Below are 18963 nucleotides of genomic sequence, written 5' to 3' on the forward strand. Positions count from 1 at the left end.
GGTCGGTCAGATCGCGGCGAGCATGATGCAGATCATCGCCACGACTGCGGTGCGGCTGGGGCCGTCCCGGAACGCGTACAGGATCGGATCGTCCGGCATCTCGCGGCGATGCGCCATCATCAGCGCACGGCCGAACCAGTACAGCAGCAGCGGCGTGAGCAGCCACAGCATCCAGGGGCGGCTGTAGAGCGGCGTCACCGCCGAGGACGAGACGTAGAGCGAGAACACGGTCACCGCGTTCATGGCGCTTGCCGCCGCCATCGCGGCGATGACGTTAAGGTCGGTGACGCGATAGTCGCGGTTGGAGGGATCGGCGAGGCCCACGCTCTCGCGCATGCTGAGCTCGCTGAAGCGCTTGATCAGGGCGAGCGAGGTGAACACGAACAGCGAGAAGATCAACAGCCATTCCGACAGCACCACGCCGACGCCGACTGCGCCGGCGACGATGCGAAGCGTGTAGAGGCCGGCGAGCGTGACGATGTCGACCAGCATCTTGCGCTTGAGCACGAGCGAATAGGCGATCGTGGTGGCGAGATAGAGGCCGAGCACGCCGAGAAACAGCGGCGAGATGCAGAGGCTGGCGGCAAGCGCGAACAACCACAATGCAGGAATGGCCGACAGCGCCGAGGAGATCGGCAAATCGCCCGCCGCGAGCGCGCGGTGGCGCTTGCTCGGATGCTGCCGGTCGGCGGCGAGATCGAGCAGATCGTTCATCAGATAGGCGCCCGAGGCGCAGGCCGAGAACGCCAGGAATGCGAGCAGCGCGTAGCCGAGTGTCGAAAGGTTCAGCTGATGCGCCGTGAGCGCAGGCACGAACACCAGCGTGTTCTTGGCGTATTGATGGACCCGCAGCGCCTTCACCCAGGTGGCGAGGCCGGCTCTGCGGACCTCGCGATTTTCGATGCGCGTGATGGAGGCACAATCGAACGGCACGCGCCCCGCCGCGAGATCGGCGTGCGTGACGACGCCATCGAAGCCGAGATGCGCTGAGATCGCCGCGGCATGAGCGGCGAGCCGATCCGCGACGAGATAGATCTTCTCACCGCGCGCCCGTGCCGCCAGCGCCCGGTTCATCACATCGGAATCATAGGGCAGATGGGCGTAGTCGATCTCGGCTCGCGCCAGGATCGCCGTGAGCGCCGCCATCCCCGCCCGTCCGCCCGCACCGAAGCGCGCCAGCATGCGGCCGGGGCTGGAGAACAGCGCCTCCATCAGCAGTTCGGAACGCAGCAGCGCGCCTTCGAGGTCGATGACGAGGGTCCGGGCCGCCGACGGCTCGGACAGGCCAGGATCATACTGGGAGGCACGCTGCTCCATCCGAAAACGCTCTGACTTGCCGTGACATGACCGGCATTCGGCCGGGGGAGCAGGAAATTGGACGGCCAACCCTATGGGAACATTCACTAAAGGCGGCTTAATTCACCTGGAGAGATGGGGGCGGCTTCCGCCCGAGGCGCTGTTGCCCGGATCCCACAATCCGGCGCGAGCTTCCTGTACCGTCAGAACTTTTGCTTCGCGCGCCGTGGATATCGTCCCGGCCCACCCTATCTGCCAATTTCCCTCCCCGGGGGTCCCACCCTGGATCAGGTGCCATGACCGAACCAACGCTCGCTGCGCCGATCGACGACCAGCGTCCGCGCGGATTTTCGCGCTACCAGGCGCTCCTCATCGCGCTGCTGGCGCTGACGCAGTTCACGATCATCCTCGATTTCATCATCATGTCGCCGCTCGGCGCTATCCTGATGCCCGCGCTCGGCATCACGGCGGGGCAGTTCGGCGTTGCCGTATCGGCCTATGCGTTCAGTGCGGGACTATCGGGCATCCTCGCCGCCGGCTTTGCCGATCGTTTCGATCGCAAGCGCCTCCTGCTGTTCTTCTATGTCGGCTTCACGCTCGGCACGCTGTTGTGCGCGGTGGCGCCGAACTACCATGTGCTGCTGATCGGCCGGATCGTGACCGGATTGTTCGGCGGCGTGATCGGCGCGGTCGTGCTCGCCATCATCACCGACCTGTTCTCGTTGCAGATGCGCGGCCGCGTGATGGGAATCATCCAGACGGCGTTCGCCGCCAGCCAGGTGCTCGGCATTCCCGCCGGCCTGTTTCTCGCCAATCACTGGAGCTGGCATGTCTGCTTCATCGCCATCGTCGTGCTGTCGATCGTGACGATCGCCATCATCGCCTTTGCCATGGAGCCGGTCGACGCGCATCTGAAGCTGAAACAGGACAGAAACCCGTTCCGCCATCTGGTCGCGACGGTCGGTGAGCCGCGCTACACGCTCGCCTTCGCCGTCACGACGCTGCTGGCGACCGGCGGCTACATGCTGATGCCGTTCTCCAGCGCCTACACTGTGCACAATCTCGGCATCGACATCACGCATCTGCCGACGATCTATCTGGTCTCCGGCCTGTTCAGCATCGTCACGGGGCCGCTGGTCGGCCGGGCGAGCGACACGTTCGGCAAATATCCGACCTTCGTGTTCGGCTGCGCCATGACCGTGCTCATGGTGCTGATCTACACCCATCTCGGCCACGTCTCGCTCGCGACCGCAATCATCGTCAACGTGCTGATGTTCGTCGGCATCTTCTCGCGCATGATCCCCTCGCAGGCGCTGATGTCGGCGATCCCGGAGCCCGGCCAGCGCGGCTCGTTCAGCGCGGTCAGCGCCTCGCTCCAGCAACTCTCCGGTGGGCTCGGCTCGGTGCTCGCCAGCGCGATCATCGCGCAAGGCGCGGACGGCGCGCTGCTCCATTTCGACCGGATCGGCTACGTCGTCGTGACCACGACGATCATCACGCTGGTGATGATGTACTTCGTGCAGAAGGCGGTGGCGGAGCGGACGGGGAAGCGGGTGGTGTGAGGGGGAGAGGAGCCGCCGTCCGAATGCGTTTTCCGCGTGGTGGAAGTCACCTGCTTTGTTGCGGACACAGTGCCGCACGTCACGCAGCCACGTTCTTCGCTAGTTTCATCCGATCGGTCCTCGCGACTCGACAAGAAACAACAAGACCAAGGGCGGGAAATGAGAAAGCTGACACGACGAACATTCGTGATGGGTTCGGCCGTCGCGTTGTGCGCGCCGGCTGTAAGGACCGAGGCGCAATCCGCGTGGCCGTCCAAATCGATCAGGATCATCGTGCCCTATCCACCGGGCGGCCAGACCGACGGCATCGCGCGCGCGTTCGGCGATTTCCTGGCGCGGCAGGTGGGCAAGCCGGTCATCGTCGAGAACAAGGGCGGCGCCGGCGGCGTCATCGGCGTGGCAGAAGCGAAACGCGCCGATCCGGACGGCACCACCATCCTGTGCACGATCTCGTCGTCGCTGATCCAGAACCGCGTCACGGTAAGAGACCTGCCCTACGATCCCGAAAATGATTTTACCTATCTGACGATGGTCATCGGCGCTGGCGGTCCGGTCGTGGCGGCGAAGAAGACCGGTGCGACCAATCTGCGCGAGTTCATCGAATACTGCAAGAAAGTCGGCAGCGTGAACTGGGGATCCTACGGCGTGGGCTCGACGCCGCACGTCCTGATCGAGACGATCGCCAAGCAATACGGCATAAAGGTTCAGGTCATCCAGTATCGCGGCGAGGCGCCGATGTGGAATGACGTCGCCGGACAGACGCTTGATGGCGCCGCCGGGAGCTATGCCGCAGCCGCGCCCGTCATCCAGGCCGGCACCGGCAACCTGATCGGCGTGGTCGGCACCCGCCTGCCGCCCCATCCGGACACGCCGACCATGACCGAACAAGGCGCCATCGGCGACTTCTACAATCTGCGTCCCTTCACGACGTTTGCGGTGCCGTCCGGCACGCCGCGGGATATCGTCGATCGCCTCTCGCCGCTGCTGATCCAAGCCGGAACCGATCCGAAAGTTCAGCAGATGCTGAACAACTTCATCCTGTCATCGCCGGCCGATTTCGAAACGACGAATCGGATCTTCAAGCGCGACAGCGACGTGATGCTCCGCATCCTGGGCGATCTCGGCGTCAAGCCGTCGGATTAGCCGCGTCGCGGCCTAGTAGCCCAGCCCGCTTTGCTCGTCGTGGCTCTCCGTATTCGGCGCCCAGCCGACATCGAGCGGATCATGGCGACACTCCGGGCGTCTGCCGGCGTGTCAAATGCACGGTCGTCGTTGCGGAGCCGCCCAGATGGTTTCCAGATATGACGTGCAGAAGGCGGTGGCGGAGCGGACCGGGAAGAAGGTGGTGTGAGGAACGGCTCCTGCTCCACATTCGGGTGAACCCACGCCGGGCCTCCGGTGACCAAGGTTGCATCGATGCGCCGAACGGAGATCTCCCGTGAAATTCAAGCTTGCCGCCGCGATTCTCGCCGCAGGCCTCCCGCTGGCATCGATGGCTTTCGCCCAAGACACCGCCCAGAGCACCGCGCCAGCCGACCTTGCCGTGATCGATGCCTGCCTGAAGAAGGTGGAGAAAACCGGCGGTTTCGGCAGCGCCTGCGTCGGGCTCGTCGCCGACCCCTGCATCAAGGCGGCAGAGGGCGCGAATGACGATGTCGCCAGATGGAAGGCCTGCGCGGCGCGCGAACTCGCCGTCTGGACGCAGAAAACCAGTGAGGCGCTGAAGAAGGTTCAGGCCGGCGGGTTCGCCGACGCGATCAAGGCCGTCAATGACTCGCAGAAAGTTTTCGCCGCCTCGCGTGATCGCCTCTGCGCGGTCTTCGACAACGTCGACCCCGGCATGTACCGGGGCGGCGCGAGCTACTGCCGCCTGCGCGAGACCGCGAACCGCTCGCTGAGCCTGATCAAGCTGGGCGCTGCGGTCAACGAGCACTGAGGCTTCCTAGGGGGGCTCGGGTCACCGGCCTTGCCGGCACCTTCCGACGTGGCGACGACGGCCATTCGGCGCCATGAGCGCCGTGCTTCGGTGTCGCGGACCGGTCAGCAGCTCGATGTCCTGCGGATGAGCGATTTCAATCGCTTGAGCAGGGGATGGTGCCCAGGAAAGGATTGCCTTGGCGAAACTGCAACGTATTGATGCTTATCGCATTTTTCTGACCTCGTCGAGGCATTGTTACACAGTGCTGTTCGCACTGCAGGACGGGAGAGCAGTTGTTTGATCTTGTTGGTTCAATTTTTCGTATAGTCCCCTTTGAGAATCAAAGGGCACCAGGGGGAAATGGAACGTGTCGGAAGACGAAGCTCAGCCAGGCCATTCGCCACACGAGCCCGCCATGGCTGAGTCTGACTGGATTGCCACTAGGATGGCTAACGCGGTTTCTGACATGTCCGTCCCTACTAAGACGGCGGCTCTGCTTCAGGCCGAAATGCGAGGGCCTTTAGCCGAACGCAGGCTTTCCCCCGGAGGGTTGGCGGCCCTAGCCGAGCAATTGCTGAATAGTCTTGGGGAATCCTGATGCTCGAAGAGATTGCGCTTAGCTGGTTTCGGGGCGCGTCGATCAAGGTTTCGCTAGAGACGCAAAACAAGAGTGTCGTAATTCACGGGCCGAACGGATCAGGGAAGTCGTCATTCGTTGACGGCATCGAATACCTGCTTTCTCAAGGCAGGCTTCAGCATCTCGCCCACTCGTACAGCGGCCGCAGGCAGGAACTGGGAGTTATCAACACCGGCGCCGCGCCAGACGCAGATCGACACGTTGAGCTACGCTTTAAAGGCGCCTCTATTAAAGGGACCATTGCTCCGAACGGCGCATGCAGCATTTCCAACCGGGAGATCATAGCGAACTGGAATTCTCGCCGTATCATCCTGCGACAAGACGAAGTGAGCGAGTTCATCAAGGCCAGCGCAGGAGATAAGTATTCCGTCCTGCTGCCATTGCTCGGGCTCAATTCTTTAGAGAACGTTGCCGTCAATCTCAGGGCACTCGGGCGCAAGGTCTACGAGATCGCGAACTATGCTGGGCTCCAGGGTCGCCTCTCGCAGTTGGAACTAGATTGGCGAGCAAAGTTCGGATCAAATGATTGGGAAATCGTAAAGGAGAAACTGAAGGCCATCTATCGTGCATATATGTCTGATGGGTCAGAGCCGACTAGCCTGAAGGCCTTGGTGAATGAACTCCGGCCGGTGCTAGAAAGGGTCGTGAGTGGGCTTCAGTCGGAGCAGGCCACTCACTTAGCGATAAAGACAGCCGCGGATCAGCCGCTTAAGAAATATCTCAGCGAGGTTCAGCGTCTGGCGGGTGAAGCCCTAAAGCTTTCGGAACCACTTATCGAAACCCGGCTTGCCATCCTTGAAAGCACCCAGCTGTTTGCAGAGCAGCTCAACGCCGATGGCAACATTGACTGTCCCGCATGTGGCCAGAGCGTCTTAGCTAGCCATCTGAAGGCCCACGTTGCCAGCGAGAAGTTGAGGCTGGAAGCAGCCATCGCGATTTTTGGCGAGCGAAATGCGGCACTCAACTTGCTCGCGGACAGCATCGCTATTGTTCAAAGTAGTCTCGGCCGCCCTGAGCTGGAGGGGTGGCACAGTGCGATTGTTGCTGAGCACATCAAGGAACACTTTAGCCAGTTTCGCGCCCTGCAGATCGAAGCGGTCCGAGAGGGCAAGCTAGACGCATCCTCCACGGCGTTTACCAAAATCATTCACTGCGTCGCAGACGAACTTGAGACAGCAGCAAACCACGTTCCACCCTCCATAGAGAAGCTCGTTGCTGATCTGGGTATGCTCGACGCTGCGAGCCACTTTCCTGAGATACTGAGGCTAAAATCCAGGATTGAACAAATCGATCTGCTCACGAACTTCATCACGAGCATGGAGAATGAAACACGCGAAGAGATTAAGGTTCAGACGAAGTCGGTGGTTAAAGGCATAAGCGACGACATCCAGAGAATGTGGGCCGTTCTGCATCCTGCAGAGCCAATAGACGGAGTTCATCTCTATCAGCCGGACGGCTTAGACAAAGCTGTCGATATCGCACTGCGGTTCTATGGAAGGAAGCAGCTAAGCCCACGACTAACCCTATCAGAGGGCCACCGAAACAGCTTGGGTCTCTGCGTTTTTCTTGCCCTCGCGAAACGAGATGGTAAAGACGGCCCGCTTGTATTGGATGACGTGGTTAGTAGCTTTGATCGAGAGCACCGGAGCTATGTGACGGACCTGCTTTCTCAAGAGTTCTCCGACAGACAGGTTTTCATATTTACGCACGACTACGATTGGTTCGTGGAGCTTCGAACCCGCCTCGCAGCCAAGCTTTGGCGCTTTAAGATTCTGTTGCCTTGGAAGGAGCCGGCTATCGGCATTCGCTGGGCGAGCAACGCCGGGGGATTTGATTTGGCTAGAGAGCTCTTAGAGAGCGATCCCGCGAGCGCTGCCGCGAAGGCTAGGGCAGTAATGGACACGCAGCTAGCAGCAATTGCTGAGGTGCTTGGTGTTCTGGTGCCGTTCATAAAAGGTCCGAAAAATGACCTTAGGTTCGCTGGCGATCTGCTTGAACGGCTCTCAAAAGACTGCGACCGCAAAATGCGCAGGAAAAACGGTGACGAATACACGGCCTGGGATGTGCCTACACACAAGGCCAAAGTAGCACATGGACTGTTGCTTCCATTTGCGAATGCCGGGACCCACGGCCGCTACGTGTCGAGGAGCGAAGCTGAGCGTTTGATCGATGCTTGCGAGGCAGCGATAGCCTCACTCACCTGCGAGACCTGCGAGCACCCGGTTTGGGATGCCGCCGTCAAGGACCATCATTTTAGGTGCGACTGCGATGCTATCCGCTGGAAAATGTAGCTGACGCTCCGGCGGAATTGTCTGAGAGGGTTGTCCCCCGTGTCCAATCTCTGGACGTCAGCTCCGCTCACCTTTGATGAGCTTCATTAGACAGACTCACTCGTTGGATGTGACACGGCAAGCAGGGACGCGGCAGCTCTGTCAGCCGTCGAAAACGAACACCTCACTAGCTCAGGTTTCGAAGTCCGGTCGGCGTCGTTTCCTACCGGTTATACCGAGCCATGCGAGAACTGCGGCTAAACCCGCTGTGGTGGAATAAACGAACGCTCGGATCGGTTCTATCTGCGCAATTTGATACCTCACCCATTCTATACCGAGGCCTTCGATGTCCCATGTATCTTGCAAAACTCGAATTGGGTAGGGGGCACGATCTTTGCCATCCTGGATGTAGGAAACCACCTCCAAGGTGATTGTGGCCTTCCCCGGTTTCAAGGGTTCAACGTCCCAGATCCAATAAACCGTCTCATTGAATCGAAGCGACTTCATCTTCTCATCACGGGCAGTGATCCGCAGCATGTCTGGCGGGCCAGTTAGCTGAGCCGATACACCTTGCGAGACGCGCAATTGCACCGTCTTTAACTCTCCCTCAAATCCCTTCCACTCGTCCCGCTCCACCTTTCCAAGGTTTGTGCTCAACTCAAGCTGGACGGGATAAGAATTTCCAAGAAAAAGCGAACGCGGCCGCTTGAACTTGGCGACAGCATCTCTCATGTGGCTGGCGAGCAAACTGGCTAGCTCTTCGCTGCTCTTAGTCAAACCCGATCGATCCGACTCGATCGCTTTTGCCAGAGGCTTTTGTAGCTCGTTAGCCTGAGGGGTACTCTTTGCCTCGATGCGTTTATTCTCAGCGTCGTCTATGCAGGAGGCGAGGAGCAACGCAGTGACCAACACAATTAAGCGACGGCATACAAACACGCTCGCCTCCGATAATTGCGCGACTAGCATCTCTGGATCGAGTTGAAATAAGATTACATCCGTAAGATAGCAAAAAAAGACTCGGTTAGCTACCGGCCACTCTGGTGTCAGGGATGGAAATACGGCGGCCATCCAGAGCGTTGCGCGTCCAAGAATGGTTTGGACAATGACACTTACCGAGTCCGCTGAGGTGGACCATAAAATCAATGGGCGAGATCAATACTGAGCGTCCAACGTTCCGGGGGATCGCCGTTATTGGCGTCATCGCAGTAGTCTGCGCTGCGCCTCCTCCCATGTTGGGATTTCTAGTCCCCATGCTTGATACGACTTCCGATCAACATTCTGAGCACTATCAGCGACTCGGTGCAGCCTGCACTATCGCTCCGGTGTTAGGCGCCATTTTCTACATCTATCATTATCGCGATTTTCTTTCTTCATCGCGTGGGTCCTTGTATTTGACGGCCATGTCAGCGCTTGCTCTTGACAACCTGTCCTACACACCGGAGTCCATTTCATTTTTCTTTGTGGTGCTCACATACGGCTTCAAGCAAGCAGGGCGCATCTTAGTTGGTCTTCCGGCGATCTTTATCTGGTACATTGTGCTCAAACTTATTTTCCGAGCGAAACTGGCCTCTATTCTAGAAACTATCACCCGAATACCCAGAACTCGTTTTCTTGCATTTTTCATTTTAGTGGCGGTTCCACCGCTAGTTGATTTCTATCTTGCGTCTATCCCGCCCCTATATACTTTTAGTCCAGCCGAGTTTCCCGTTTCCGCGCGCCCAACTTCACTCACGTTAGGTAACGTAATTAGGCTAGATGCCGGTAAGCTGCTTCAGCATTCGCTACAGCTTGTAACCCTTTTCGGAATCCTTTGGGCCTGTGGCTGGAGATTCCCACGTGCCACCACAACACCTTTGATGGTTGTACTGTTCTTCGTCCTATTGCTGCACAGCAGTCTAGGACTGATCTCCACTATGACCATCGCGATGAGCAATTGGCTTTTTCATGGGCTCCCTTTGCCATGGGTGTCGCTCGGTGTGCAGCCCATTCTAGATCGTTCGACTTCAGTTCTTATCTCGTTTTGTCTCATGCTTGCGATATTTGGCCGACGCTTTTCGCAGTTGGGTTCGGCGGCAGCTAGTGAATGAGCGGTGGCTTCCCAAGGTATGCTCAGCCCGCTAAAGCGGAGGTCTCCAATTGCCGGCAACTTTATCCGATAAGGGGCACTGGCGGACTTCTCGTCCTCACCGAAGACCGAATTGAAGCAGTTTGAGCTGACGGCGAGGCGAACCCTGAGTGTTGATGGCGATCCATCCGCCAATCGACAGCTGATATATTGTCCGCTCTGTGCGGAAGGCGTCACATGCTGCAGCACAGCTAAATCACCGAGGGAATGCGCCGTAAGGCAACTTTTCAGGGCGAAGCTCGCAGTATGCAGCCGCGCGTTTCGCAGGTGAACAGTCGTGACAATGGAGGACAAGTAGGTCGCCTCGCGCGCGAACAGATGGAAGTCGTCGCGGAGTCAGAGGAAGGCAAACATCCCCGTGGACCGTTTTACGAGAGCGGCCAGTTCCTGCGAGTCAGCAAGAAGTTGTCATCGACTCGGTAGGTGTTGAAGAATTCATAATGGCCGAAAAGCACCTCCAAACCGAACTTGTAACCATTGATTTGGGTGAGCACAGAAAAGACCTCGGACAACCATCTTACAATTGAGAGAGTGTAAAACCGTCCGTATTTCTGCGCCCATCTAGTCTGCCCCGTTCGCTCGGAGGCAGTCGCTACGTTATCCATGGTGCCGCCGCTTTCATCGAAGAAGTTCACCGAGGACATGCCGCCAATCATGGCGTCGATGACTTGAGCCCTCGCCTTTACGCCCGCTTCTGCTCGGGTGCCCCGATAGTGCTTTTTAAGAATTGGCTCGACAACCTCGCGCCACCACATTGCGACCGGCTCATTTGCGGGATTGAACGCCGGATTTCCGATGGCCTCAAAATTCGCATAGCGGCCCTTTGAAGCATCAGCAAAAGCATCTAGGCATAAGATGATGGCTTTGGGGATTGGTCCGTCCGGCTTGGGCGTCTCAAGCTTAAGATTATGCTTCTTAGCAATCCGATCCGCCTCTTCGACCAGCATCCCGAGCTTGTGCCCATATCGCTTGACGGCCGCCTGGTCCGGAAGTTTCCCAGAATGTTCAAGAACGTAATCTGCAATCAGAATCAGCTTTGCCAAACGTTCGATGCCGATCGAAAGCCCGAAGAACGCAGTGTAATAATCCCCGAACCTTGAAGCATAGCTAGCACGGCCGAGGGCGGTCGTGCCCGCACCAATCAATTGACTTACCAATGTCGCCTCCCGATGGAGCGCATGCCACTCAGGTAAAGCTAGCGGGTCGCGCCGCGCGGCCATAGTGACTCCGTCTATTCATAGCAAAGATCGTTGTACCACTACCGTGGCGAACACGAGTGATTCGTGACGCTTAGCTCCGAGCCGATCCGCTTACCTCACTCCGCCTCGAAAAAATAAACGCCCACACCGCGTCCACCTTATCTTTCCAAATTGCTTCGGGGTATGGCTCTTCAGGGAGTTCGTTGAGCGTGAACCGGATGGTGCTTTGAACAGCAGCGCGCGTCTGCTGCTTGACCTGCCAGTCGTCGATGCCGAGTTGATCTTGTAACTTTTCCAGCAGGTCTCGCGCTACTTTCTTTACAGCGGCCTCCTGCGCCTTAGTCAGCTTCGGCTCGGGTTTTGTCAGGAGGTCGAAAACTGCTAGTTCATCCTCGGTGAGATTTTCCCGCGCGGCCCGGCGCTGCTCTTCGTCCATCGCCGCAATGAGCGCCTTCAAGGCTTCGAAGAACGCCTGCACATCTAGCTTCCCGAGATTATATTGCTCAATCAACTTCTCTAGCTTCTCGACGAATCGCACACGCAAAGGATTCTGTACCGCCATCTTGCGGGCTGTGTCTTCGGCTTGCTCCCGCAGCGCCTCGGTGGCCGTGCGGGGCTGCTTGGCGAACAGCTTAGCGAGCTTCTCAAAATCGATAGCAGAGAGATCGACGCGCCCGGCTGCCGCGTCGCCCTCGATAATCGGAGCCGTGATCGCTACACCCTCGATCTTTTCATCTAGCAGCGCTTCGATCGTTGCTGCGACTGCCGAGATGTCCACCGGACCGAGCTTGCCGCGAACCGCTTCTGCAAGGACGTGAAGCGCCGCAACCGGCTTCAGATAAGGTGTCGCCCGCTCGTCCGGCAGCAAGGCCTTGTAGGCCCGCTCCGCCGCGCTCACCAAACGGAAGAAACTGCGCCTGCGATCATCTGGTGCGACGAGCTCTTCCACGGCCTGCCCGATGAGCGCCAGTCGCTGAAGTTTCTCGGCCTTGTAGATCGCGTCTACCTCCACTCCCACGGTGGAGCAGAACTCGCGGGCCGCCTTCAATGCAACCTCCAGCGCATCGACCAGTGTCTGCTTATCCTTGATCGGCGAGTCGCCGCCGCTGCCTTTTGTGGCGTAGATCGCGAGTGCCTTTTGCAGACTCTGGAACACGCCCACGTAATCCACAATGACGCCTGCATTCTTGCCTGGAGCCCTGCGGTTGGCTCGCGCGATGGTCTGCATCAACGTGTGGTTCTTCATGGGCTTGTCGAGATAAACTGTGCTGCAAGTGGGCACATCGAAGCCGGTGATCCACATCGCACAGACAAACACGAGCCGCAGCGGGTCGTTCGCGTCCTTGAATTTCGTCTGAAGGTCTTCCCTTTGCATCCGCTCGCGGTGCGGTAGGATGTCGAGACCTTTCTGTTTGCGATCGTCAATCTCGTTCTGCGACTGGCTAACGACAACCGCCATGTCCACGGAGCGCATCCAGTCCAGCCGTTCGGCAAGCGCCGGGCGCTCCAGGTCGGATGCTTTCGTAAGTTGCGCGTCGCGGGCCCTCAGCTCGTCCGTCCATGCGGCCTTTACTTTGTCGTGCATCCGAACGGCCGTGGCCTTGTCGATGGCCACGAACATGCCCTTGCCGAGATAGCCCCGCGCCGCGAAATGGCGGACTAAATCTCTTGCTATCTCGTCCAAACGGTCATTGCGGGTAATGAGGTGATATTGCGTGGCAAAGGTTCGCTGGAGCTTTTTCTCCTGCTCCTCGTCAAGTGCCGCCTCATCCAGCAGGTCGTCCAGTTCGTCCTTCAGCTCATCGGCAGCGAGCTGCAACTCGGGCTTTCGCGCCTCGTAATAGAGCGGCACGGTTGCGCCATCGGCGATGGACTGGGCGAAGTTGTATACGGAGATGTAGTCGCCGAAGACTTCCTTGGTCCTCTGCTCCTGCCCGGCAATCAGTGGCGTGCCGGTGAAGCCGATAAATGCCGCGTTGGGGAGCGCCCGGCGCATGTTCGCCGCAAGCTGGTCATACTGGCTGCGGTGCGCCTCGTCGGTGATGACGATAATGTCTCTGCGGTCCGAAAGCACAGGCATCGGCTCGCGGTCCGCTGTAGTGAATTTATGAATGAGCGTGAAGATGTAGCGCTCCTGCCCGGAGAGAAGCTCGCGCAGGTGAGCGCGGCTCTGCGCCTGACAGTCCTTCACGTGCTTAGTCAACGCCCCCGTGGTCGCGAAATTCTCCGCGATCTGACCGTCCAGCTCCTGCCGGTCGGTGACGATCACGAAGGTCCAGTTACCGCCAAATCTCCGCAGCACCTTCTCCGCGAACATCACCATAGACAGGCTTTTGCCGCTGCCCTGGGTGTGCCAAAACACACCGAGCCGTCCACGGTTCTCGCCGATCTCCTCTACGGCTTCTATGGCGCGGTTGACGCCTAGCACCTGATGGTACTTGGCAGCGACCTTGCGGAGCCCGCCCTTCGCATCATCGAACAACAGGAAATTTTCGACCAGGTCGAGAAAGCGCGTCGGCTCGCAGGTGGCGCGAAGCATCGTTTCCAGCGCGACGCTCTCCGGGCCGTCTTCCTCCAAGCGTTTCCACGGCGCGAAGGTTTCGAACTCTGCATGGCTCGGCCCCATCAGAGCTTCGAGACCATTTGAAAGAATGACGAAGCCGTTGAAATCGAATAGTCCCGGGATCGTGTCACGATAGTCCCGCAAGTTCGCCTCGAAGGCTTCTTGTACCGGCTTGGTAATGTCTTTCCATTCGATCAGCAGCAAAGGAATGCCATTTACGAAACCGATGGCATCCGGGCGGCGCGAATAGAGCGGGCTCTCGATCCAGACCTGAGACGCCATCAGAAAATCGTTGGCTGAGGGATTCACCCAGTCCATGAAAAAGGCACGCTCATCCTTTAGGGAGCCGTCCAGCTGCTTCACCTGCACGACAACGCCATCCCGCAAAAGCCGGTAGACTTCGCGGTTGGCGGCAATCGGCAGCATCGCGGAGCGATTCGTCGTGAATTCTGTTTCGGCCTGTCGCAATGCTTCGTCCGGTATCGATGGATTAAGTCGGCGGAGCGCGGCACGAAGTCTCGCGGGCAGCACGAATTCGCGGAAGGACAGGCGTCCGGTTGGATTACCCGGCCCTGGCTCCTCATCCATCAGATCGGTGCGGCTCCAACCGATCTCCTCCAAGAGGCCGAGGCCCGGCGTCTCAACCAGCTCATCCTCGCTGGTGATGACGCTAGAAAGAGATTTGCCGGAGCCCGCTGGCGTCATCAGGCCACCGCCTCCAATTCTCGCTCGGCGGTTCCGATGGAGAGTTCGCCGGAGACTAGGCGGGGAAGGAGCAGATCACGAGACGCTGCCAAGGCGACTTGCTGTTGTTGCATTACATGAGCGGCTCTAAGCTGAGTCAGCGCCACCCGTTCATATCGAGCGATAAGATCAGCCGGCGGACAGACGACCGGAACATTGTGAAGATGATTACGGTTCAGCGTCGGAACTGCTGCGCCCCCACGACGAGAAGCGAGATCGAGACCGCGCAGGAGATGTAACGCATAGGCCGGCGGCGCTTTACGAAACTCCCTGATGTACAATGTGGTATTTAGCGGCCAATGATCTTCATGAACTATCATCACATTGCCGATTGTACCGGACCTACCTGTCACGATTCCTGGACTTTGAACTTTCGCCTCCGAGTGCGTGCCGTGCTTTCCCGATGCAGAAATGACGGGATAAGGCCCCTCCCTCCTTTTTGAACTAGGGAGATCGAAGCCACGCTGTAACACAAGCATTTCTTCTAAAGGACAACGTTGCCAGCCCTTTGGCAACGGCCCGTCCGGCGTCTCGACCAACGCGATGTCTTCATGTCCCGGAAAGCGGAAGTGGATAAACCATTCCTCGAACAATCGCCGCGCCATTTCCTCAAGCAAAGCAATCCGCCGTCGATTAACCTCGATTAGTTCGTCATACGCTCCAAGGATGGATGCAATACGACATTGAATGTGAAGAGGCGGTAGTAAGATTTCGATTCTTCTGAGGTTCGCTTGAGAGAGTTTAGGCTGCGCCGCTCCGGTGACGTATGGGCGAATGTCGGCGTTATTGAGCCACTGCTTTAGAAAAACATCATCGGCAACGCCGGTTCGAGCTCGCACAATGTGTGCATGATTGTTTACCCAAAACTTTCCTTCCGCGAAGAAAGCAATAGGTTGCTTCCGGCTATTAAGGTTTTCCCCGTCTTCAGGGATGAGCAGATAGCGTCCCTCGAAGAGAAATCCATCAATGTGGTCGATGACACCCTGTGCCCCATAGTATGGAAACGGGCCGGGCCGAGTTTCTCGCTCTCTTGAATTCAGCGGGACGCGAATGTGATCAAATAGCTCAATCGCGTCACCAAGCCGAATGCGCTGCCAATCATTCATGTGTCCAACAGCTCCGCTACGTCTTGTGCAATCCGCGCCTGCAGCTGAGCCGCTTGAGCGTTGAGACCTTCCAGCTCCTCCTGCAACGCCTCCAGTTTTTCCTTGAACTGCCCATCATCCTGCGCTTCCCCCGGGGCAACGCCGACATAGCGGCCGGGATTGAGACTCCACTCCTCCGCTTCGATCTCCTTCCGCGATACTGCCTTGCAAAGGCCTGCAACGTCGTTGTATTTGCCGCCTGGAAAGGCTTGGGCAAGGCGCGGCCCGCTACCGGCTTCCGTCTCGATCTCCTCGCCACGCCAGAGACGGGCGATGTTGCTGAGAAACTCAATATGGTCGGGATCGAACGCGCGATGCGCCCGGTCGATTTGTCGGAAAATATGACGTGCATCGACGAACAAAACTTGATCGCCGCGCGGGCCTTTTGATTTTCCCTTGTCAAGGAACCATAGCGTGACCGGCAGGGTGACGGTGAGGAACATATTCGGGCCGACCGCTACGATGCAGTCCACTGCACCGGTCTCTATCAGCCTTTTTCTGATCTCAAGTTCGCTGCTGGCATCCGACGCACTGTTGGCCATGACGAACCCAGCGCGGCCCTTCTCATTCAGCGCGGCATAAAACAGGTTGATCCAGATGTAGTTGGCGTTGTTGACGGTGGGCAGCCCAAGCGGAAAACGGGCATCGACCTTGCCCGCATCGTTGACCAGCTTGGCGCGATCCACCTCCGGCTGATTGAACGGTGGATTTGCCATGACAAAGTCGAATCGACCGATCAGCTTGTGGGGGTCGTCGTAATAGCTGTTCGCAACACGAATCTCCCCGGACAATCCATGCACCGCGAGGTTCATCCGGCAGAGCTTCAGCGTGTCGGACATCTTCTCCACGCCGTAGATGCTGATTTCCTTCGATGGCTCTTTATGGTGACGAGCGACAAACTGCGCCGAGTGGGTGAACATGCCGCCGGAGCCACAGGCTGGATCGAAGATCGCGCCATGATAGGGCTCGATTATATTAACGATGAGTCTGACGATGGAAGCGGGCGTGAAGAACTCACCGCCCTTCTGCATGTAATTGGAAGCGAACTGGCCCATGAAGTATTCGAAGATGAGGCCGTAGGCATCGCCCTCGATCTTCAGCGGGGCAAGCAGCCGCAAGAGTTCCTGCAACACATCATTCGGGAGGCCCGCATAGCCCTGCGGGAGCACGCCCGCGAGATCGGGGTTGTTCTCCGCGATAGCCTTCATGGCCGCATTCAGCTCGGCCCCCAAGTCCGCCGTTCCGGGCAACGCAAGAAGACGCGACAGGCGAGCGTTATCCGGCAGGAACACCGCGCCTCTTGCCTGATAGTCTTCGGGAGCGGGCTTTAGACGGCCCTTGTATTGCGGAGCCAGCACGGAGTGAATCTGTTCGAACTTCGCCTCCATCTGACGCAATGCAATGAGAGCCAGCACGGGCTGAGCATATTGGTCAGGTCGAAGATCGGTGTTGGTCCATAGCTGGTCCGCGGCCTTGAATAGGCGCGATGAAAAGTCTCGCAGGTCGGTCGGCACTGATCCCCCAGAAGTCGTGCGAAGCAGACGCAGCACGTTACACAATCTAGAGGCGACACGCCAAGTCGGATAGCTCCGAGGCTGGCGCTCTTCCGGACTAATTCCGCGAAGGGTCACAAATGCAAGAGGTGACCTGGTGGCAACGGCATTCGGGCTTCCCCCGTACCCCCTAGGCAGAGTCGCCTCTCGTTACTGGGCCTTTAGACGACGCTCCAGATTTGCCACTGACGAAGCGTGCCATTTCCGGCCACGCGGTGTCACGATCTCCCGCCTATTGAGTTCCGACGCAATCGCCGCCAACGTTACCGCGCCGCCTTCGCGGATGGCTCTGATTTCGGATTCGAGGTCCTTCGCTCTCTGATCGGCGGAATGGCGTATACAGGCGACCGCCGCCGCGTTACCCTTCTGCGCCCGACGCAGCGCTTCTGCCCCATTCGGGTTGCCTAGGCGCTTGATCTCCGGACGTGACCGCTGCCCCGTTTCGGCAATGCGCTTTCGGGCTGCTCCCAGAGCATCGCGTGTCCGCCGCGAGATGGCTTCCGCTTCTGCCTGGGCAACCACGGCCAGCACTCCAATCGTCAGATCATTGGCTTCGGGCATGTCACAGCAAAGAAATTTCACCCCGCTATCACGCAAGGTCAGCGTGAATGAAGCCGAGCGCGAAAGCCGATCGAGTTTAGCGATGACCAGGGTCGCTCCTGTAATCTTCGCATGACGAATGGCCTTCAGCAGCTCGCCACGTTCGCTGTTTTTGCCGCTTTCGACTTCGGTGAATTCAGCGACGATCCGCCCGCCCCTCCCCAGCGCGAATTTCTCTATGTCGGCCCTTTGGGCTTCTAGGCCAAGCCCGCTCCGCCCCTGCTTCTGCGTAGACACGCGCATGTAAGCCACAAGCTTGAACTCTTTCACGTCTATCCATCCCCGCGCAATGGTCGTTAGGCCGTTTTGGAATTTCGACTTCGACTGAAAGTTTCGCACACACTACCTTGCAGAAACTATATTTACTACTACTTTCTGAGGAACTAGTTTTCGCAGAGAGGAAGGATATGAAGACCATCACGGTCTCTAGCGACGTCTTCGCCGCCATCTGGAAGGCCCACAAAGAAGGAGACGAGACTGAAGACGCTATCTTGCGTCGAGTTTTCAAGCTTCCTCCAGCTCCCGCGGCAGTTGCTCATAGCGGGGGGCGAATGGGCGGGTTTTACGATGAGCGAAGCGGCGCACATTTCCCCGAAGGGATGCGGATATTCCGCGTCTACAAAGGACGAAAATACGAGGCGATCGCCGAGCGGGATCGATGGTTCGTGCCCTCAACAGGGAAATCGTACCACTCGCTCAACAAGTTATCTCAGTCGGTGAATCCCGGCGGCACCGAAAATGCTTGGCTGAACTGGAGATACACCGACGAAGAAGGAAAGGACCACTTCATAGACGAAATTCGAAAAGACCCGACACGCAACATTCTCTCTCGCCGCGCTGAATAGCGGCAATCGAAATGCGCATTGAGCGCTCGAGTAAAAAGGAAACAATATGTCAGCCCCTACTAAAAAAGACGCCATTTGGCTGGCCGGCGTCATGGACTCTTTCGGCCAAATCGGAATCAAAGGCCTGAAGACTTTTGCAAAATTCAAGTCGGCCTATCCCGACAGGCTCGAAGCAATAGCGGCTGCGCTCGGGGTAGACCGAACCCCATCTGGCCCATTTGCACCGGCCGGGATTTCTAGGAAGCCCCACTATGAACTGGTTATCGCGGGTCGCGACTTGGTGTGCTTAGAGAACCTGGTCGTAAGCGAAATGCGGACTGCGAAGAGGCAGCTCTTTGAGGAGGCCCGGCGCAAAATCCGGCAACTTAAGTCAAAGATGGGTTTTCCAATTTGTTTGCCAGTCGAAGATGAGGAGTGACGTCCCTTAAAAAATGGCAGCAAAAAATCAGCTTGCAATGACTGACCGCTACGAGCGAAGTCGGGCCTTGAAGGAGCGCATCCGTCTC

14 protein-coding genes are annotated in these 18963 nt (G+C 58.1%); 7 read left to right on the forward strand and 7 right to left on the reverse strand.

Translation table 11 applies throughout. The features are described from left to right. Positions 1 to 6: 6 nt before the first annotated feature. Positions 7 to 1317, reverse strand: coding sequence for a UbiA family prenyltransferase (locus I6F33_RS21845; RefSeq protein ID WP_225144118.1), 1311 nt, complete (start codon positions 1315 to 1317; stop codon positions 7 to 9). 275 nt (positions 1318 to 1592) lie between these two features. Between I6F33_RS21845 and I6F33_RS21850 the strand changes: the two genes are divergently transcribed. From I6F33_RS21850 to I6F33_RS21865, 4 genes are all read left to right on the forward strand, one after another. Beyond that, on the forward strand, positions 1593 to 2858 hold the full coding sequence (locus tag I6F33_RS21850) for an MFS transporter (RefSeq protein WP_225144119.1): 1266 nt from the start codon (positions 1593 to 1595) through the stop codon (positions 2856 to 2858). A gap of 189 nt (positions 2859 to 3047) precedes the next feature. After that, positions 3048 to 4001, forward strand: a complete 954-nt coding sequence (locus tag I6F33_RS21855; RefSeq protein WP_225144120.1) for a tripartite tricarboxylate transporter substrate binding protein — start codon at positions 3048 to 3050, stop codon at positions 3999 to 4001. Positions 4002 to 4296: 295 nt separating this feature from the next. After that, on the forward strand, positions 4297 to 4794 hold the full coding sequence (locus I6F33_RS21860) for a lysozyme inhibitor LprI family protein (RefSeq protein WP_057030568.1): 498 nt from the start codon (positions 4297 to 4299) through the stop codon (positions 4792 to 4794). A gap of 579 nt (positions 4795 to 5373) precedes the next feature. Beyond that, the gene (locus I6F33_RS21865) at positions 5374 to 7704 is read left to right on the forward strand and encodes an AAA family ATPase (protein WP_225144121.1); all 2331 of its coding nucleotides are present in this window, start codon (positions 5374 to 5376) and stop codon (positions 7702 to 7704) included. Positions 7705 to 7875: 171 nt separating this feature from the next. Here I6F33_RS21865 and I6F33_RS21870 read toward each other — a convergent pair whose 3' ends face one another. Beyond that, on the reverse strand, positions 7876 to 8751 hold the full coding sequence (locus I6F33_RS21870) for a hypothetical protein (RefSeq protein WP_225144122.1): 876 nt from the start codon (positions 8749 to 8751) through the stop codon (positions 7876 to 7878). Positions 8752 to 8825: 74 nt separating this feature from the next. Between I6F33_RS21870 and I6F33_RS21875 the strand changes: the two genes are divergently transcribed. Further along, entirely contained in the window at positions 8826 to 9770 is a 945-nt protein-coding gene (locus tag I6F33_RS21875) for a hypothetical protein (RefSeq protein ID WP_225144123.1), read from the forward strand. A 406-nt stretch (positions 9771 to 10176) separates the two neighbouring features. Here the strand turns inward: I6F33_RS21875 and I6F33_RS21880 are convergent, their stop codons facing one another. The 5 genes from I6F33_RS21880 to I6F33_RS21900 form a co-directional block, all read right to left on the reverse strand. Further along, positions 10177 to 11028 carry a hypothetical protein gene (locus I6F33_RS21880; RefSeq protein WP_225144124.1) on the reverse strand — a complete coding sequence of 284 codons (852 nt, stop codon included), beginning with the start codon at positions 11026 to 11028 and terminating at the stop codon, positions 10177 to 10179. Positions 11029 to 11098: 70 nt separating this feature from the next. After that, positions 11099 to 14275: a type I restriction endonuclease subunit R gene (locus I6F33_RS21885; protein ID WP_225144125.1), complete on the reverse strand. Its 3177-nt coding sequence runs from the start codon at positions 14273 to 14275 to the stop codon at positions 11099 to 11101. Continuing rightward, positions 14275 to 15420 (reverse strand): restriction endonuclease subunit S, encoded by a 1146-nt coding sequence (locus I6F33_RS21890; protein WP_225144126.1) that lies wholly within the window; start codon positions 15418 to 15420, stop codon positions 14275 to 14277. Before I6F33_RS21890 ends, I6F33_RS21885 begins: the two co-directional genes overlap by 1 nt. Continuing rightward, positions 15417 to 16973 carry a class I SAM-dependent DNA methyltransferase gene (locus I6F33_RS21895; protein WP_225144127.1) on the reverse strand — a complete coding sequence of 519 codons (1557 nt, stop codon included), beginning with the start codon at positions 16971 to 16973 and terminating at the stop codon, positions 15417 to 15419. Before I6F33_RS21895 ends, I6F33_RS21890 begins: the two co-directional genes overlap by 4 nt. Before the next feature lie 189 nt (positions 16974 to 17162). Beyond that, the gene (locus tag I6F33_RS21900; protein ID WP_225144128.1) at positions 17163 to 17882 is read right to left on the reverse strand and encodes a recombinase family protein; all 720 of its coding nucleotides are present in this window, start codon (positions 17880 to 17882) and stop codon (positions 17163 to 17165) included. A gap of 137 nt (positions 17883 to 18019) precedes the next feature. On the opposite strand from I6F33_RS21900, the gene I6F33_RS21905 reads away from it, so the two are divergent. Beyond that, the gene (locus I6F33_RS21905; RefSeq protein WP_225144129.1) at positions 18020 to 18457 is read left to right on the forward strand and encodes a hypothetical protein; all 438 of its coding nucleotides are present in this window, start codon (positions 18020 to 18022) and stop codon (positions 18455 to 18457) included. 46 nt (positions 18458 to 18503) lie between these two features. After that, the gene (locus tag I6F33_RS21910) at positions 18504 to 18875 is read left to right on the forward strand and encodes a hypothetical protein (RefSeq protein WP_225144130.1); all 372 of its coding nucleotides are present in this window, start codon (positions 18504 to 18506) and stop codon (positions 18873 to 18875) included. Positions 18876 to 18963: the final 88 nt, after the last annotated feature.

The sequence above is a fragment of the Bradyrhizobium sp. BRP20 genome, from assembly GCF_020194215.1.
Lineage (GTDB): Bacteria > Pseudomonadota > Alphaproteobacteria > Rhizobiales > Xanthobacteraceae > Bradyrhizobium > Bradyrhizobium yuanmingense.